At 59.9% G+C, this 16,290-nt stretch carries 23 protein-coding genes; 17 read left to right on the top strand and 6 right to left on the bottom strand.

Translation table 11 applies throughout. From position 1 onward, the window contains the following. Positions 1-96 precede the first annotated feature (96 nt). A complete protein-coding gene (locus AB8717_RS07285; RefSeq protein WP_443750368.1) occupies positions 97-522 on the top strand; it encodes a hypothetical protein in 426 nt (141 codons plus the stop codon). On the opposite strand, the gene AB8717_RS07280 is transcribed toward AB8717_RS07285, so the two are convergent. The 3 genes from AB8717_RS07280 to AB8717_RS07270 are packed head-to-tail and all read right to left on the bottom strand — an operon-like array spanning position 519 to position 2,806. Then, a complete protein-coding gene (locus tag AB8717_RS07280) occupies positions 519-1,358 on the bottom strand; it encodes a hypothetical protein (RefSeq protein ID WP_443750367.1) in 840 nt (279 codons plus the stop codon). The two genes, AB8717_RS07285 and AB8717_RS07280, sit on opposite strands and share 4 nt — an antisense overlap. A 3-nt stretch (positions 1,359-1,361) precedes the next feature. Then, positions 1,362-2,132: a TerB family tellurite resistance protein gene (locus AB8717_RS07275; protein WP_443750366.1), complete on the bottom strand. Its 771-nt coding sequence runs from the start codon at positions 2,130-2,132 to the stop codon at positions 1,362-1,364. 14 nt (positions 2,133-2,146) lie between these two features. Further along, positions 2,147-2,806, bottom strand: a complete 660-nt coding sequence (locus tag AB8717_RS07270; RefSeq protein WP_443750365.1) for an XRE family transcriptional regulator — start codon at positions 2,804-2,806, stop codon at positions 2,147-2,149. An 85-nt stretch (positions 2,807-2,891) separates the two neighbouring features. Here AB8717_RS07270 and AB8717_RS07265 point away from each other — a divergent pair, with 85 nt between their 5' ends. From AB8717_RS07265 to AB8717_RS07195, 15 genes are all read left to right on the top strand, one after another. Then, positions 2,892-3,221, top strand: coding sequence for a transcriptional regulator (locus AB8717_RS07265; protein WP_443750364.1), 330 nt, complete (start codon positions 2,892-2,894; stop codon positions 3,219-3,221). 246 nt (positions 3,222-3,467) lie between these two features. Continuing rightward, positions 3,468-3,893 (top strand): hypothetical protein, encoded by a 426-nt coding sequence (locus tag AB8717_RS07260; RefSeq protein ID WP_443750363.1) that lies wholly within the window; start codon positions 3,468-3,470, stop codon positions 3,891-3,893. Next, on the top strand, positions 3,890-4,339 hold the full coding sequence (locus AB8717_RS07255) for a hypothetical protein (protein WP_443750362.1): 450 nt from the start codon (positions 3,890-3,892) through the stop codon (positions 4,337-4,339). The genes AB8717_RS07260 and AB8717_RS07255 overlap by 4 nt, the downstream gene beginning before the upstream one ends. Positions 4,340-4,457: 118 nt before the next feature. Then, positions 4,458-4,781, top strand: coding sequence for an ogr/Delta-like zinc finger family protein (locus AB8717_RS07250; RefSeq protein ID WP_443750361.1), 324 nt, complete (start codon positions 4,458-4,460; stop codon positions 4,779-4,781). An 88-nt stretch (positions 4,782-4,869) separates the two neighbouring features. Next, positions 4,870-7,551, top strand: coding sequence for a toprim domain-containing protein (locus AB8717_RS07245; RefSeq protein WP_443750360.1), 2,682 nt, complete (start codon positions 4,870-4,872; stop codon positions 7,549-7,551). Between the two features lie 158 nt (positions 7,552-7,709). Beyond that, the gene (locus tag AB8717_RS07240) at positions 7,710-7,991 is read left to right on the top strand and encodes a DUF2312 domain-containing protein (protein WP_443750868.1); all 282 of its coding nucleotides are present in this window, start codon (positions 7,710-7,712) and stop codon (positions 7,989-7,991) included. 3 nt (positions 7,992-7,994) lie between these two features. Beyond that, on the top strand, positions 7,995-8,201 hold the full coding sequence (locus tag AB8717_RS07235; protein ID WP_443750359.1) for a hypothetical protein: 207 nt from the start codon (positions 7,995-7,997) through the stop codon (positions 8,199-8,201). Beyond that, positions 8,194-8,610 (top strand): hypothetical protein, encoded by a 417-nt coding sequence (locus AB8717_RS07230; RefSeq protein WP_443750358.1) that lies wholly within the window; start codon positions 8,194-8,196, stop codon positions 8,608-8,610. Before AB8717_RS07235 ends, AB8717_RS07230 begins: the two co-directional genes overlap by 8 nt. Positions 8,611-8,618: 8 nt before the next feature. Next, the gene (locus tag AB8717_RS07225; RefSeq protein ID WP_443750357.1) at positions 8,619-8,834 is read left to right on the top strand and encodes a hypothetical protein; all 216 of its coding nucleotides are present in this window, start codon (positions 8,619-8,621) and stop codon (positions 8,832-8,834) included. Next, complete coding sequence (locus AB8717_RS07220) at positions 8,831-9,154, top strand: hypothetical protein (RefSeq protein ID WP_443750356.1); 324 nt, start codon at positions 8,831-8,833, stop codon at positions 9,152-9,154. The genes AB8717_RS07225 and AB8717_RS07220 overlap by 4 nt, the downstream gene beginning before the upstream one ends. Positions 9,155-9,226: 72 nt before the next feature. After that, positions 9,227-9,448 carry a hypothetical protein gene (locus AB8717_RS07215; protein WP_443750355.1) on the top strand — a complete coding sequence of 74 codons (222 nt, stop codon included), beginning with the start codon at positions 9,227-9,229 and terminating at the stop codon, positions 9,446-9,448. Beyond that, the gene (locus AB8717_RS07210; RefSeq protein ID WP_443750354.1) at positions 9,411-10,454 is read left to right on the top strand and encodes a tyrosine-type recombinase/integrase; all 1,044 of its coding nucleotides are present in this window, start codon (positions 9,411-9,413) and stop codon (positions 10,452-10,454) included. Before AB8717_RS07215 ends, AB8717_RS07210 begins: the two co-directional genes overlap by 38 nt. 692 nt (positions 10,455-11,146) lie before the next feature. Then, positions 11,147-11,632: a hypothetical protein gene (locus tag AB8717_RS07205; RefSeq protein ID WP_443750353.1), complete on the top strand. Its 486-nt coding sequence runs from the start codon at positions 11,147-11,149 to the stop codon at positions 11,630-11,632. Further along, complete coding sequence (locus tag AB8717_RS07200) at positions 11,629-11,916, top strand: hypothetical protein (RefSeq protein ID WP_443750352.1); 288 nt, start codon at positions 11,629-11,631, stop codon at positions 11,914-11,916. Before AB8717_RS07205 ends, AB8717_RS07200 begins: the two co-directional genes overlap by 4 nt. A gap of 39 nt (positions 11,917-11,955) precedes the next feature. Further along, positions 11,956-12,261: a hypothetical protein gene (locus AB8717_RS07195; protein WP_443750351.1), complete on the top strand. Its 306-nt coding sequence runs from the start codon at positions 11,956-11,958 to the stop codon at positions 12,259-12,261. A gap of 15 nt (positions 12,262-12,276) precedes the next feature. Here the strand turns inward: AB8717_RS07195 and AB8717_RS07190 are convergent, their stop codons facing one another. The 3 genes from AB8717_RS07190 to AB8717_RS07180 all read right to left on the bottom strand — a co-directional run bounded on the left by AB8717_RS07190 (position 12,277) and on the right by AB8717_RS07180 (position 15,247). After that, a complete protein-coding gene (locus AB8717_RS07190) occupies positions 12,277-13,143 on the bottom strand; it encodes a transglutaminase family protein (RefSeq protein WP_443750350.1) in 867 nt (288 codons plus the stop codon). A 23-nt stretch (positions 13,144-13,166) separates the two neighbouring features. Then, on the bottom strand, positions 13,167-13,640 hold the full coding sequence (locus tag AB8717_RS07185) for a hypothetical protein (RefSeq protein WP_443750349.1): 474 nt from the start codon (positions 13,638-13,640) through the stop codon (positions 13,167-13,169). Between the two features lie 1,226 nt (positions 13,641-14,866). Continuing rightward, complete coding sequence (locus AB8717_RS07180) at positions 14,867-15,247, bottom strand: hypothetical protein (RefSeq protein ID WP_443750348.1); 381 nt, start codon at positions 15,245-15,247, stop codon at positions 14,867-14,869. Positions 15,248-15,556: 309 nt separating this feature from the next. Between AB8717_RS07180 and AB8717_RS07175 the strand changes: the two genes are divergently transcribed. After that, complete coding sequence (locus AB8717_RS07175) at positions 15,557-16,279, top strand: hypothetical protein (RefSeq protein ID WP_443750347.1); 723 nt, start codon at positions 15,557-15,559, stop codon at positions 16,277-16,279. The last annotated feature ends 11 nt before the right edge of the window (positions 16,280-16,290 follow it).

The following is a 16,290-nucleotide window of genomic DNA, read 5'->3' as shown; positions in this document are numbered from 1 at the left end:
TACCGTCAACGCTGCACTTCCGTACCCCTCTTGACGACTCGCACAATGAGAACATAATAAGAACATAAGAATGCAAAAAGCGTGGTGGTGTTTAAAATGAACCTTGGGACCGAGTTGGAGAAGGCCTGGCAGGTTTACCAGTCGCATCTGTCGCTACGCGGCATCGATAGCCCGGTAAGCCGTGTCTATTATCGGATTTGGTGCAGCCTTGAGGCGGCAATCGGCCGCGGCCTGCGCGAACCGTTGACACTTTGCCTGACCGACCAGGACTTCGACTGGTATTGCGAATGTTTTCTGATCAGCCCCGAAAAAGGCCGCATGATGCGGATGGACCTGGCGCCCGGCATTGCGATCTTCCCACAAAGCCCGCCCTACAGCTATTTTTGGGGTCACGACGCGCGCGGCAAGTTAAAGCACTATGCAGTGTTCGAAGATCGGGAATTCGACCCGGAGCTGATGCATATGGCGTCCGAAGTGGTCGAGGCCGTGAAGATCCCGGAGTTGTTTAAGAAGGCGAGTTAGTGAACCAAGTTCAAAGCATCTGGCGGCTTTACCTCGCCAACGTCTAACGATGCGATGTCATCCCATCGAATAAACGTTGCTTTGGCACCGACATCGACCAGAACACCTTTTTCATATTGCGCAATAACCTTCAGCGGAATCGGATTTGGGCTGCCCGAGCGGGTAATCGTCGTTACATCACCCGTTTGCGCTTGAAATGCACTGAGCCAACCGGCAGAGAAACTGATGACCAGGAAATATACAGAGAAGGCGAACAAGCTACTCTGTGGCGAGGGAGATTTTCCTGCTTTTCGCGCGCCATCATTGACCGAGAACGCGATATACAAAAGCAACGTGGCGCCGCCCCAGCCAATGCCGAGACTATCGGCGTGTACGTTAGGGCAAAATATCTTAATTGTCAGCAAGATCGTAAGGAGTACCAACGCTGGTGCGAGCGGATCATCGAATTTTACCTTACTTGTCGCCAAGCGACCTCTAGCTATTCGATCTGCGAACTTGACAACCTGCCAAATTAAATCCAGTGGCACGAAGACGGCCATGACGATTAAGGTAACGACAGCGCAGGCGGGTAACGAAACAATAGCAGTCTTGGAAAGATCAGAAAGTCCAATTGGCACGCGCTCGAAACGGATACCATAGTACGACAACAGTCCGTACTGGTAGCAGGCCGAGGCAATAGTAAGAAGAGCCAAAAAGGCGCTGACAATGCCAGCCGTCGAATTGATCAGATGGGTTAATGCTTCAGGCTTTTTCTCGACGGTCTGCCCTTTTACTTGCGCCGGGTGAACACTTTTCGGAAGCCGTCGCGGCCGGAAGACAATGCGTTTCGCGCGCATAATTTAATTTCCAGCGCGACCTTCGAGTCGATCTACGACGTACTGCGCGAAAATCTGCTCATTTGGTTCCAGGCGGCCGTCAGCATCCACTACAGCCCGCAGAGCTCGCTGCAGCGCCCGCGCCTTAGCCGGTTTCGTCTCCAGGCGATGGATTGATCGCATGAAAGCGTTAGTGTCTGGTACGAGCGACTTAATCCGCGCGGCCACGACCGCCTCATTCAGTGATTCGTCCCAATTTTTACAAACGAATTTGAGCATCTCATCTAGCTCTATATCGTGGAGCTCACCATCTGATGCCGAAACAAACGTCAAGACGATCAGTTCGTCCTTCATAGATTTGAGCGCTTGTTCTTCCTGTGACGGCGCTCGCGTATAGACGCCGCCCAAGAAGGGATGGGCACGAAAATACGACATGCTGTCGTCAAACACTTCACCTGTGGCGAGGTCTGTAAGCTCGACAATGTTAGCGGCGACAAATTGACGATACGCATGTCGTAGATAGCAAATGCCCCCAACCGTCAGCTTTTCGTTATTCTCACCGAGCCGCATCAGCTTAAAGCCACGCCCGGTAAGATCGCCCTTTGCATCACGGTATATAAAGTGGAAAACGAGAGGCGGAGCGTCTTCAAGGCCTAGATCGGCATTGATCATATTCGCGTCGTCATAGACCGAGATTCCGTTTATCGGTCTGCCGAATTTTGTCGTTCGTGCCTCGACCAACCGCGCGCAGAGAGCGTCGCGCGCATCCATGAACATTTCGATTGTCGGCTCCATGGCTCCCTCCCCGATTAGAACCTTCTGATCGCAGCCACGACCCGGCCAACGACACTCATTTCGTCATCCGTGGCCTTGATGTCGGCCACGTGTGGATTATCCGAACTGATGATGTAGCCGCCAGCGGTCGGCCGGACGCGCTTCACCATCCCCATTCCGTAATGATAGAGCGCCCAAATCTGATCGACCATTCGCAACTCCCGCTGCGACGTGTCGATCAAAAGGCCGTCGCGATCGTGAATTGTAGGATACATTGAATCGCCGATACCGATGGCGAACACGAGCTGGTCGACAGGGGCGGACGAAAACATCCGGATAAATTCCCGCCCCACCGGCATTGTTTCAACACTGGTCACGCTGTCGGCAAAGCCACCGCCGCCCATCCCGAAACGTAGATCGAGCACAGGGATCTGCACGACGTCGAGCTGCTGTGCGATGAGTTCCGGCGTAGGCTTCGGCAGTGCGCCAACGGCGTCGTCGTCTGTTTCGTTCGACAGGTATGCAGGCGATGTCCCCAGCGCGCGCGCCAAGTCGTAGATCTTTGCCGAGTTCGCGGCCTCACCACGCTCAAGCTTTCCAATCATGGCCCCGGACATGCCAACGAGCTCCGCCAAGCCATCTTGCGAAAGATTCAACTTTTTTCGAAGCGCCGCGACTCTTTGACCATCAATCATTTTTCGACCCTACAACCTTGGTTGTGGGGGTAAAATGCATTTTGGTAGTTGCCATGTTCGCAACTTTGGTTGTATGGTCGCAACCATGGAAACGAATCTCTCTCCTCATGGGGCTCTGATGCGAGCCCTCGAACTGGCCGGCTCCCAAGCGAAGCTTGGTAAGATCGGCGGTGTCTCGGCGACTGCCGTTCAAAAGTGGATTTCAGCGGGCCGCGTCCGCGCTGAAAGCGTGCTGGCAATCGAAGCGGCCACGGGCGTTTCTCGCCACGATCTGCGTCCGGACATCTACCCCCGCCCTCAGCCTAAGACGGCGGCAGAAGCCGGCGACGATGGCGAAGCCTTATCGCCTTGGGACACTGGCGAATACGCCAATTACGACCCGAATTTGGACCTGTTCCCCGGGGCGGTGCATTGACCGCCTCCCAGCGATCCATTTGCCGTCAAAAGCCAGCTAGCGTGGCGCTTACGATTGGCATGGGCGGCAAGGCGCATCTGGTGCGCCGGATTATCCTCAGCACGGCCAGTATGGCGGTTTTAGGCGTGATTGCCTGGGTGCTGATCTGCAAATGACCTCCGCGCAAAAAGCGCATGGTTGTCCTCGAAAATATAACCGCCTGCCGTCGTCCGTCGACGGCGGCACCGATTTGCCAAGGGGCGAATTATGATCTTGCCTTATCAACAGGCCGGAAATCCATGGATGCTGACTTTCGGCATGGGACTTGACCAACTCGGCCTTAAGACGGGCGACACGGTCGACGTCCTGGTCGTAGCCGCCGCCGGAAACTGGCATTGCTGGCGCAACCTCAAGGCCGAAAACGTCGCCTGGCACAACGCAGCCGCCATGCCGGTCGCGTGGCGCCCGTACGTGCCCGGCCCGACGTCGACGGCCGCGCCGGCGCCGATCATCGGCATACCGGCTGCAGAGGCCGAGATTGCTTCACTCAAGATCAGCCGCGACCACTACTACGGGCTTTGGGCCGAGGCCGAAGCTCGGCGCGCCCTGACCGTCGTTAAACTGGCCGACACTGCGCACCGCCTCAACGTCGCACGCGGTGAGCTGGCACAACTGAAGGCCCACGCGGCATGACCAAGCAACGCCATCCGATGACCGCATATCGCGCCCTCGCGCGCATCGCCGGCGAGATCGGCTGGGACGGCGCCGCCGCTGTCCTGAAAAAATCGGAGTCGACCATCCGCAAATATGCGGATCCGGACACCGAGCGCGAAATCAGCCTGCAGGACGCGATGCGCCTTGACCTGGCATTCCGCCGCGCCGGCGGCGACGGCGCCCCCCTGTACGAAGCCTATACCGCGCGCCTCGAGCTCGACCAGGTCGAGGACGACGACAGTCCGGAGAACCTGGTGCGCGTGACACGCACGGCGCTCCGCGAAAGCACAGAGGCCGTTGAAGCCGCGCTCGACCTGGCCGGCGGCGCAGGAGACCGCAAGGGCGCGATACGCGAGTGCAACGAGGCGATCGAGGCCCTGACCACCCTGAAATTCAGGCTGACAAACAAGGGAGGCCGCAAATGATGACGGCCCTTGCAGTCAGCCTTTCCAAGAAACCGCAGTCCCGCGGTTTATCTACGGCGATGTCGCCGAACACTCTGGCAGGTGTAACACATGTACCGAACGACAGGGGAGGCGCCCTATGGGTAACGGCCTCCTCAAAAAGACCCGACTGCCCGGCATGGGGTGTCCGGTCTGCTTGTCCCGATCCTTGATCAGGGCATCGGAGGACGTCAGCCCGACGCTTCGAAAGATCTACTACGCCTGCGGTGACGTTCACTGCGGTCATACGTGGGTAGCTCATCTCGAATTCATCGCCACGCTTTCGCCCTCCGCCAAAGGCCCGATCCGGACTTCATTGCCGCAACTGCGGCTGAAGGACCGGCCGGCCAGGACGACGGCCCCAGCGCTCCCGCTGCCCATCGTCCCCATCAACCCGGTAGCTCGGCCGCCCACGCGGCCCTGACCAACCCGGAAAACCAGAAATACCGGACGCGCCCCTCTGTGGGCGCGCTCGCTCCCCCTTTGCCTGAAAGTTGCCGTTCACGATGTCCATGGAAGACGCCATTTTAAAAGACGTTCTCGCCCGCATAACGAGCGACTACGGCTTGAAGCCCAAGGGCAAATGGCTGCAGCAAGGCAAGTGTCCGAAGTGCGGCAAGCGAGAGCTGTTCGCCCATGCCGAAGGCCCCTGGGTGCTCAAGTGCGGCCGCGTCAATAAATGCGGCGAAGAGATCAGCGTCAAAGGCGCCTATCCCGAAATCTTCGACACCTGGTCGAACCGCTTCAAAGCCACGGAAACCGATCCGAACGCCGCGGCCGATGCCTACCTTTACCACAACCGTAAAATCAATCTGATGGGTCTCCGCGGCTGCTATAGCCAGGAGACCTATCACGACCGCGACCGCAACCTGACATCGGCCACGATCCGCTTTCCGCTGCCCGGCGGCAGTTGGTGGGAGCGGCTGATCGACCAGCCCGGCCGCTTCGACCGGAAGGCACGATTCCGGCCGGGCGCGTCGTATGGCGGTTTCTGGTGGAACGCGCCTGACCAGGACACGCCGGCGCTCGCCGAGGCGGACAGGATCTGGATCGCCGAAGGCATCTTCGACGCCCTGGCGTTGCGCCAGGCAGGCCTGAAGGCCACGTCGGCTATGTCGGTCTATAACTACCCGGAAAAGAGCCTCAACGAGCTCCGCCGGCACTGTGCCGAAGACAATAAGCCGCTGCCCGAGCTCGTCTTCGCCTTCGACGTCGGCGCCGCCGGCACCGAGTACACCCGGAAATTCGTAGAGCGCGCCATCAAGGACGGCTGGCGCGCGATCGCCGCCCAACCCCGCGCCGAAGGCGAAGCGGACAAGCTCGACTGGAACGACCTCCTCGAGCGCGACCGCCTCAAAGGCGTGGACGACAAGGGCCGGCCGTGGCTGGAAACATATCTGTGGTACGGCGAGGTTCTCCTTGCCGAGAACGCCACGGAAAAGGCCCTGCTGTTATGGAAGCGGCACGGCTGGTCTAGCTTCAGTTTCGTCCACGACAATCGCACCTGGTGGGCCAGCTTTGACGAGGCGAAGATCGCCGAAACCGTCCTGAAGGAGGACGTCAAGGAGGTGGTCGCCGCGCGCGCCTGCGCCAACGTCTCCGAAATCGCCAACTGCGCTTTCCGTATCCTGTACTTCCAGGAAGACAAGGCAATTGACGAAAGCCACTATTACCTGCGCGTCGATACTCCGACCGACGCCCCGCCGACGAAGGCCACCTTCACGGCCGGAACGCTCGCCGCCGCCGCCGAGTTCAAAAAGCGTCTGCTCGGCGTAGATCCCGGCGCACAATGGCTGGGCTCCACCCGTCAGCTCGATATCCTCGTGTCGCAGCAGCGGGAACGCGGCATCAAGCGCGTCCAGACGCTCGACTTTACCGGCTATAGCCGCGAGCACGGCGCCTGGGTGCTAGGCGACCTGGCGGTGTATCGCGGTAAGGTGCTGCCGATCACGGAGGAAGACTATTTCGACCTCGGCCCGGTGCAGCTGAAGCTTCGGTCACACGACCGCATGTTGTCGATCGAATACGACACGGAGAACTTCGACACCAGCTGGCTGATGACGATCTGGCAGGCATTCGGCTGCAACGGCATCGTGACCCTGACTTTTTGGGTGATGGCGTTTTTCGCCGAGCAGATCCGCGCCGAATACAAGCTGCTCGGCTTTATCGAGATGTCCGGCATTCCCGGTACCGGCAAATCGACCCTGATCGAGTTCCTGTGGAAGCTGTGCGGCCGGGAAAACTACGAAGGTTTCGACCCGTCCAAGGCGACGCCGGCGGCAATGGCGCGCAACCTGGCGCGCGTCGCCAACCTGCCCGTCGTCTTCATGGAAGGCGACCGCAACGAGGACGCGCGGCACAGCCGTAAATTCGATTGGGACGAAATCAAGCCGTTGTTTCAGGGCCGCGTTGTCCGCTCCCGCGGCGTCAAGAACAACGGCAACGACACTTACGAACCCCCGTTCCGCGGCGCCCTGATCATCGAGCAAAACTACCCCGTCAACGCGTCTCCGGCCGTCATGGAGCGCATCATGCACATGCTGTTCACCAAGGACGGCTGGAATGCTGACACCAAGGTGGCGGCGGAGGCCCTCAAGCGCTGGCCGGTCGACTCAGTGTCCGGGACCATGGTCCACATCATCAAGCGCGAAGACGCATACATGGCCAAGTTCAAGGCCGTGTGCGGCAGCCACGAGACGGCCTTCCTGCAAGGCGCCCGCAAGGTTCGCAACAACCGGATCCGCGAAACCTTCGCCCAACTGCACGCCGGCCTCGATGCTCTGGCCGCGGTAATGAAGATCCCGGCCGACATTCTCACCAAGACACATTCCCATATCGACCGCCTGGCCGTCGACCGTGACCAGGCGCTTGAGGCCGATCCGAAGATCGTCGCGGACTTCTGGGACGTGTTCACCTACCTCGAGGCGCAGGAACTGGAGCTCACGAACGATCCGCTCAACCTGCACCGCAAGTCCAAAGACCTTATCGCGATCAACCTTCAGCAGTTCGAGGCCCGGTGCCGCAAGGAGAACATCTCCTGCCCGCCGCTGGACGAGCTGAAACGCCACCTCAAAACCTCAAAATCCCGCCCCTTTGTCGAGCAGGCGACCGTCAACACGGTCACCGGCAGGCACCTGCATTGCTGGGTGTTCAAGACACCTGAAGCGGCGGCCCAGACCAAGAAAGGACATTAACTGTGCCCCGTTTCGAATGTTCGAAATGCGATGCCGTGACCACGGCCGACGATCTGCCGGCAGGCTGGACCGAAAGCACGCTCGGCCGCGCCGGCAAGATCTACAAATGCGCCGCGCATAGCCCGGCGGCGACTAAGCCGCGCGGCGCACCCGCGCCGATCGGCGACAACAGCGGCGACACGCCGTCCTTCAGCTCCGACGACGTCATCACCGGCGCCGCCCAAGGCCGCCTCAAGTCGTTTGTGGAACGCATTGAAAGGCTTGAGGAAGATAAAGCCGTCGTCACAAACGATCTCAAGGAAGTTTACCAGGAGGCGAAGGGCGAAGGCTTCGACGTGAAGATCCTGCGAAAGGTGGTCAGGATCCGGAAAACGGACAAGGCCGCTCTGTCCGAAGAGGAGGCGATGATCGACCTCTACATGTCGGCGCTGGAAGGCTGACCGATGGCACAGCCCCCTGAAGAACGTCAGGCTGCCGTCCGCGCCCGTGCCAAGCTGCAGTACCAGCTCGACATGGCGACCGACCCCGAAGGGCGCCGCGCCTATATGCGCGCCTGGCGCCAGCGGAACCTGACCCACGCCCGCGACTACAGCCGCAGGCTTTACGCCGCGAAAAATTCCCCGAAAAACGAAGGAGAGACCAATGTCTAAGGCATTGTCGCCTGAAAACGCGCGCCTTTATGACGCCATCGCTTTGAAAGCCGCGGCCGAGCCTCAGTTCGTAATGTGCTGGAGCCAGGGCATGAGCCCCGAGCTTTTGGACACGCTGCTCAACGCGGCGCGCGCTGAAGGTCCTGTCGGCGGCACGATCATTCCCACGCCGACGCATCCCGGCTTTCTCGTCTGGAACCCGCAAGCTTCCTATCCGCGCCACCAGCACGGAACGCTCGACGGCGCTAGGCTCGAAGCCGAGCGCCTCGCCACGGCCTACCACAACACCCCGTTTTACGTCCTGGTGCCCGCCGGCGTGGCGATTGCCCCGCGGCAGCCCATGCCCGTCCGCTTCATCCCGATCGAGCCGGTCACAGCTGTCGATCTGGACGACTCCATACCGTTTTGAGGCCGGCCATGAAATACGCTGCCCTCATCATCGTTGTCGGCCTGGCATTCGCCGCCGTGTCCGCACGCTTCGGCTGGTTGGCCATGCTGCTCGGTTTCGGCATCGGCGAACTGCTGGTCCTAGTCGCATTGTATCTGAAAATGTTGGCGGAGCTATGCCAAGCCCGAAAGCTGCTGGACGAGTCGTCCAAGCTTTTTGAACGAATGTTGAAGATCCTACGATGATCGGCGTCATCGTCCACCTGACTGCCTGGGCTCCTGGCTGCGCGGATATCCCGCGCGGATCTTCCGAGCTCTGGCACTACCTCGGCACGGCCGCGCCGGACGAGGTGATTACCGTCCTCGAGCAGCACCTCGATCGGCCGGCCAATCACTTCGCTCTGCGGCCGGAACAGCCGCGCGAACAGGTCGAGGCCTGCGTCTACGGCCGCGTCGAGGACCAGGAAACGCCCGTCCTGATGGCGATCGTGGCCGGCGCAGACTTCGACGCGCTTCAATCTGCCCGAAAAGACCGAATTTCCATGCTTCAACAGGAGGCCGCGTAACATGAGCGCCAAAATTCCAGCCCGATTGCCGTCGACGCCCTCCCCGACTCCGCCTATCAAATGGAGTTTGTCATGAGCCAGACAAAACGCGCTCCCAGTGCGCTGCGCGCTTTGAAGCAGCTCGGCCGCAGCGGCATCCCGGCGCGGGCCGTGTTTCCAGACGGCACCGTAATTGAGGTCTTAGCCGGCACGCTACCGGCTGCCCCAGATGTAACCGAAGCCGATAAAGAGGCGAATGAGGCAGATCAGGCGTTCGATGTCGCGTTTAACCAAGGAATACAAAAACCTAAATAGCTTCCGCGATCGTCATGGCAAGACGCGACACTATTACCGCGTGCCCGGCAAGAAGGCGATTGCCGTCGCCGGCGAATTCGGTTCTCATGAATTCGACGCCAATTACGAAGCCGCCAAGACGGCGTGCGCTGACATTGCCGATCCCCTGCCTGGCCAAAAGTCGATCATCAAAGGCACGGTCCACGATCTATGCGCCCGTTATTATGAAAGCTACGAATTCAAACACCTGAAACCTCGCACACGACAGCGGTATCGCGAGCAGATCGAGCGTTTCCGCACCGGCGTGGGTCATGTGATGGTGCGGGCGATCACGCCGGCGCATCTCAACAAGGTCAAGGCGGCCTATGCCGATCGGCCAGGCGCCGGCCGGACGCTACTAAAGCGTCTGCGTACACTGTTTAATTTCGGCGTTTCCGAGGGCTTCCGAGGCGATAATCCAGCCGCCCGGGTGAAGTTGCCGAAGGAAGGCAACGGATTCCTGCCGTGGTCGGATTACGACATCGAGAGCTACAAGGCCAAATGGGGACCGGGCACGCCGGAACGCCTGGGATTGTATCTGTGCTTATACACGGCGCAACGCCGGTCGGACATCGTCAAAATGGGGCTGCAGCACGTCCGCGACGGCGAAATCAGCGTTGTCCAGGAAAAGACCGGGACGCGGGTCTGGATCCCCCTCCATAGCGAACTGCGCGCCGAAATTGCGCGCATGCCGGCGGGGCAGATGATGTTCGCTTATAGCCCAAAAACCAGAAAGGCGCGCACATCCGAAGGGTTTGGCAATTGGATACGCCAGAACGCGAAGGAAGCGGGCATCGACGGTACGCGCGGCCCCCACGGCCTGCGCAAAGCCGCCTGCCGAACCCTGATCGAGCTGGGCGTCGATAGCGACACCGCGATTGGCATATCCGGCCACAAGAGCACCAAAGAGCTCGAGCCCTACATCCGCGACGTCAACCGCCGAAAAAAAGCGCAACAGGCAATGGCGGTTTGGGATTCGACGGGCTAATCAAAGTCCTCGTCCTGAACGACCTTCAGGCCTTCCTGCGAAATGAGCGGAACGTCACCAATCGTTGTGTCAAACGGTCGAAATAAAAATCCGCCGCCCGGAAAGCATTCAAGGACGACTCCTGTCTGCAAATCCGCCGTAACGTTGTAGCCGTCTTGACGAAGGGACGCTGCACGTTCATCGCTAAACGTCACTTGGACAACATCACCAACTTTGCAAACTTGCCGCACGGTATTGGTCCTCTCCGGGTTGTAGGCCTACCAAATACCTTAATAAAATCAACGAACACATACCCTTGGTTTGTAAAAATAACCCGTTGAATTGACTACAGATAAGCCCTCCGACCGGGGGCACCAGGGTGCAAGCACCCTGAACCCGTCATCGCGACGGAGTGTGTGGCCACTGGGGGTGGTCACGGAATTGGCGGGAGTCCTTGGTCGACAGGCTGCCGCCGGAATTCCCCGTGCAAAGCGACGACATTTTGTGTGTTTCGCGAAATAACCAACCGCAGGACTTACCGAACGCCTGCCGCATCCCCATGTCCAATACTGCGGGCGTTCGCGCCCAAGGTCGCCGCAATCCTGCGTTACGGATGACCTGCCCTTGAAAGGGGTTTTCACAATGCATCTTCCGCACAATTCCGCCCCTGTCCCGTACAGGGCGTCTGCCGCGCTCCACGCAGACAGCTTTCGATGAGCGCCGAAGATACCGATCTCGAACGGCGCGTCCTGGCCCACGAACAGATTTTGCAGGCGCTAATAGCGCACATGGTCGAAACCGAACCGCAATTTCTCGAAAGACTGAGTGCGACCTTCAACAATCCCGTCCAAGCCGGATGTTTGAGGTACGACCGGATTTCGACGGCGACGCACGCTGCCCGCTTTGTGCGCGAAGTCATCCGCCTTGGCGAAAAGCCGTCCGCGCCGTCGCTGGTGTCGCGCTGGGACGATCTTTGGCCGACATCCGGCGAGAACAGCGTCCTGAACGGCAATATCCCGGTCCGCTTCGAAATCCGGCCCCGCGACGACCTTTGGGAAGTGTTCCGCAACGGGCGGCTGAAGGGCGGCTATGTCTCGAGATCGGGAGCTCTGGACGCCGCGCACAGCGCTATGCAGGAGGTGTTCGAAGGCGGCGGCTGTGCGGAATTGCTGGCCTTGCAACCGAAGGGCGGATCATGAGCTTTCGCCTGTATGAAAGTGCCTGGGTCCGGATCGAGGGCACGGAGCAGCCGCTTCAGGTGCACAGGGACGGCGCCAGCGCGGGCGTATTCATTGTGGGCGACCACTGGTACGATATCGACGCCCGCGCCCTGCCGTCGCAAATCCATGTCCCACCGATCGTTTCGATCCTCAGCCTTGAGGCCGTCCGCGAAGCCGGCCTGCGCAGTGGCTACGACCGCGACCTGGACGCGATGCCGCAGCATACAACACGCTGGTTCGGCCGCCCCAAGTCAATAATGTGATCCTAATCACCCGTACAGGCAGGCAAAAGGAAAACGAAAATGTCCATCGATAATACGGCTGGCCGCCCCTTATATGTCGACACCGTGGAAGACCTGCTGAGCCGATTTTTCGCCGGCCTGACGGCGCCTGCACATACCAGCCGGGCCATCGCCGCCCTATGCGTCGCTCTTGCCCCCATGGAAACCCTTCGCGCCGGGGACCAAGAGCAGTTGCTGGCCCATCTCGACACTGTCCTGGCCGCGTATAAGGACGGACGGCTGGATCAGGACAAGGTCATGACCACTGCCATTGCCCTGGCCGAAAACGCGTACAATGGCGACCGGGTGGCAATGAATATAGGATAGTAGCCTGAGGGGACATCAACCGATCGTCACGGTAACCGCCATATCCCGCAAAGCCCTTTGCGCCCCCAGGTATGATCCGCTCACCGGTACCAGTTGGTCGATACAACGTCCGACGCCGACGGGGATAAGGTTATGTCCGCCCATACGTCCATTCGTCGGGTCGAAGGCGATCCAGCCGGCGCCAGGCAGGAAGACTTCCGCCCAGGCGTGGGTCGCCCCTTTCGACGTCGTACCGGTCGCGCATCCGGCAGGATCGTAGAGATAGCCCGATACCAGCCGGGCGCCGAAACCGAGGCTGCGGACACCTTCAACGAACAGCACCGCGAGGTCCCTGCAAGCCCCCGAACGCAGGATCAGGGTTTCGAGCGGCGCGCGATGGCCTTCTTCGGTTCGCTCCTCATAGGTCATGTCCGCGAAAAGTCCGCTGTTGATGGTCTGCAGCAGAGTCAGGGTATCCATGGGCCGGCTCGCGATAAAGCTTCGGACCCACTGGCCGACCCGGCCGCTCGGGTCCGGATATTGCGGACGCGCCAATAGGCCCAGGTCAGCACGAAGGTCCTCACGCAAAGGAAAAGGAAAACCCGTCGCGTCGGGATCGATGGCGAAGACCGGCCATTGTGGAGACGACAGGATCAACGCCGACGTCGCTTCGATACACAGATAATCGGTTTCGCCGTCAAACCGGGCGGTGGCGATATGGTTGCCGAAAACGTCCTGCGCCCAGGTCACGTCAGCCTCCGGCGTAATGGCGAGGTTTATCCTGCCCAGTTGAAGCGTCGGCGCTTCGCGCGGGCGGATCACCAGCCGGTGGGCCTCAAGCCTGACCGGACTGTTATATTGGTAGACCGTGCGGTGGCACAGCGTCAGTTCAGGTATCGACACAGAAAAATATCACCTTGCAACCGTCAGTTCACGGCGTCGAACCAGTCCGCTTCCCCGCCCGCCACGCGGATGGCGTCGACTGCGGCCTTCACGGTAATAACAGCGTCCTCGCGCTTGAGGAATTCGCCGTACAGCTTGCCCTCCTGCGTAATCCGCCACTTTGAATTGCGGGGAATGAGTTCGAAATGGATGGCCGCCGAACCGTCCGGCTTACCCGAATAAGGGGCGTCCAGCCAAATCTTGACCCAATCCGGCGCCCCTTCCAGCAAGGTTTCGGCGCCAGCGCGGAAATCCGCACTGACGACGCCGCCCATGAAGCTCGAAAAGCAGGCCAGCGCGGCCGCCTGCTGATCCGGCGGCAAGGCCGAGACGAAGCGGCCGACATCGGCCTCCAGGCGGATAAGCAGCTTCGGGTCGTGACGCGAAACCAGGGCAACAAGGCTCTTCAGGACTTGGGAGTGGACGAGGTCCTGGACGCTGCGGTCGGGAGACGTCATGATATCAGTCCCTCTGAACATAGCGCGGCGGGCGCGGCCCGTCGAGGCCCTCTATCTTAAGATAAAACGGCGCAGGCCGGTATCGCAGCCCACCCGATATTGCGTGAGCGGTCGAGACCGTGACGGCGCCACGCCCGTGCCTTGAAGGCGACGGCAACGGCTCGGGACCGGAAGGGAACAATGTCATGGTGGCAACGCGGCTTTTTCGCGCCTGGTTGAATACGGACATATAACAGGGCCTTTCAGGCGTGGCCCCGGGGCATTTGCCACGATCCTGCCGGCCTTTTGCATATTTGGGCATGAACGTCAGAAAAATCCACATTATTCGAAATTTTATTTATCATTCGCATCTATAAATTCACATGTGCATCCGCAACCACATGTATTTAATGGATTATATTGCTAAATTATTTTTCGATTATTTTGAAATAACAGCAGAAAAATACCCAAAATGACCTTTAAAATTGCCGGAATTAGAAATTTTTGAAGTCGATATCGATTTTTTCCTACCAATACTTTTGCGACAGCGTTTAAAGACGTTGCACAACGATAGGGAAACGCTACTGATCAGCCGTCTCTTGGCAAGCCTGGGCGGAACGAAGGGGCGCTCTCTTCGCCGCAGGGCGGACGGAACGAATATGTGGCGAATGAACGGAGCGACATTAGCCATCATCGTCCTGTCGGCCTGCTCGAAACCTCGTTCCCGACCGGCCGCTTCCATCCCTGCGACCGAGATCGCCGCGAGCCGCTCGATGATCTCGTCGCGACGATCGTCGACGACGAGGCCAAATCGGCCAAACTATGCCTTACCGGAACACCCCAGCCTGCAGGGACCGCGACTACGCGATCAGGAACCTCACCGAAAGAGGCTATTGTCAGGCCACCCCCGGCGGCTTCTGGTCGAAATGCGCAAGGCCGGTCTGTCCGAAGTGACGTGACTGAACCCTGATACTGCCGACACCGCACTTAGCACACCAACAAGCACATAGTCCTATTTTATGCAGTGAAATCAACGAATATACTCGACTCAAAATCCGAGTACCGAGAGGTGTGTCGGTTCGAGTCCGACTGGGGGACACCAGGATGCAAGCACCCTGAACCCGTCATCGCGACGGAGGTTGTGGTTATCGACGGCGTTCACGGAACCGGTAAAGCTTTCCGCATTTGACAGCCTCCCGGCCCCGGGGGACGATACGGGCACCCCGGGGCCGGTCATATGGCCAGCCTTACAAACCGCCGCCGGCCTGCTTTACCGCCGCCAGGACGGTCGCATAGGTATCCAGAAGGTTCAGGGTAACACCGCCACATTGCAGCACGCTTTGCGCGGCAGGGTGATCGCTCGGAAGCGGCTCGCGTATCCAGGACACAGCCTTGGCGTTCAGCGTCATCAGTGCCCCGCCCGGCGCGCCGCGCACATCGACATAGCCGCCGTTTACACCGATCACGGCCATGAACTGCTGCGCCGTCCCGGCGAAAATGAAAGTGTGCGGAATGGAACCGTAGACGGTGACCGCCGGCTGTCCGTTCTGATCGGCACCATGATCAAGACGCGCTATGCCCGACGCATTGAACGCCATGCGCATCCCGTTGAGCGTTATTTCGGTCATCGTTACCCCCTGAAATTTTCACACGACCGAAAGTAGCAGGATTCGCCTCCTGTAAAAACGAATGCATTTTCGATGTGCCTTGCCGGGGCCTCCCCGTTGCGCCGCAGCAACAGCCCGTCTAGTCTTTTACATCCTTTCGACGTAAGGCCTTGCGCCAGTTAACAAAAATTAATACCCGTGTTATGGGGCGAAGCATGTGCCGTTTCTTTTGGCAATGCACCATTGCAGATTATTCGGAATAATCCGCCATCGGAGCAATGCAGAACAGGCGCAATGCCGATCCGCCTCCTCTTACGGAGGGCTGCCAGAGTGGAACACAACTGTTATTTCTGTGAGTCCGTAACCGGCAGCGCCGGGCGCGCCTTTCATGCCGCCTGGGCCGTGCGGCATTCGGAACCCGCCTCGGTCGTCATGCGCACCGGCATGGCGCCGGCTGCCCGGTCCCGCACCGTCCCGCCGTCCGTCTGCGAAGACTGCAACAAGGGCTGGATGAGGGACCTGGACACGTCGGTCGAGGACGTGCTGACGCGGCTGCTCACCACCGGCCAGCTGACGGTCGCCGAGCCGGAAGCCGAACTGCTGTCATGGTGGCTGCTGAAGACCGCCTGCACGCGCGAAGCCCAGTTGTCGCTGCACGACACGCCGCGCGATCTGGTATCGGCCATTCGCCGCCGCGACGCCCTGCCCAACGGTTTCGCCCTGTTCCTGGGCTGGTTCGCGAAGACCGCCGGCCGCACCACCGCCAGCCATATGGACCTGTGGTACGACAGCGCCGACCATCACCTGGTCCCGCGCCCGGGCCGCCAGAAGTTCGGCGCGCAATACCACAATCTTTTCATCGGCTATGCCCGCGCGGACGAGTCCCACCCGACCTTCCTGCACGTGCCCGGCATCCATGTGCCGGTCTATGCCAGGGGCGCGCGCCTGAGGGATTATCCGGAAGTGATGCGCACGGGCATGCCGCCGTCGCTTCAGCCCGGCCTGCTCACCGAGTTCCTGGCGCGGATCGGCTGCGACAGCCGCAGCCACTGATCAGGCCTTAT

The sequence above is a fragment of the Asticcacaulis solisilvae genome (assembly GCF_052327315.1).
GTDB lineage: Bacteria > Pseudomonadota > Alphaproteobacteria > Caulobacterales > Caulobacteraceae > Asticcacaulis > Asticcacaulis solisilvae_B.
This window is presented reverse-complemented; position numbering and strand designations above follow the sequence as displayed.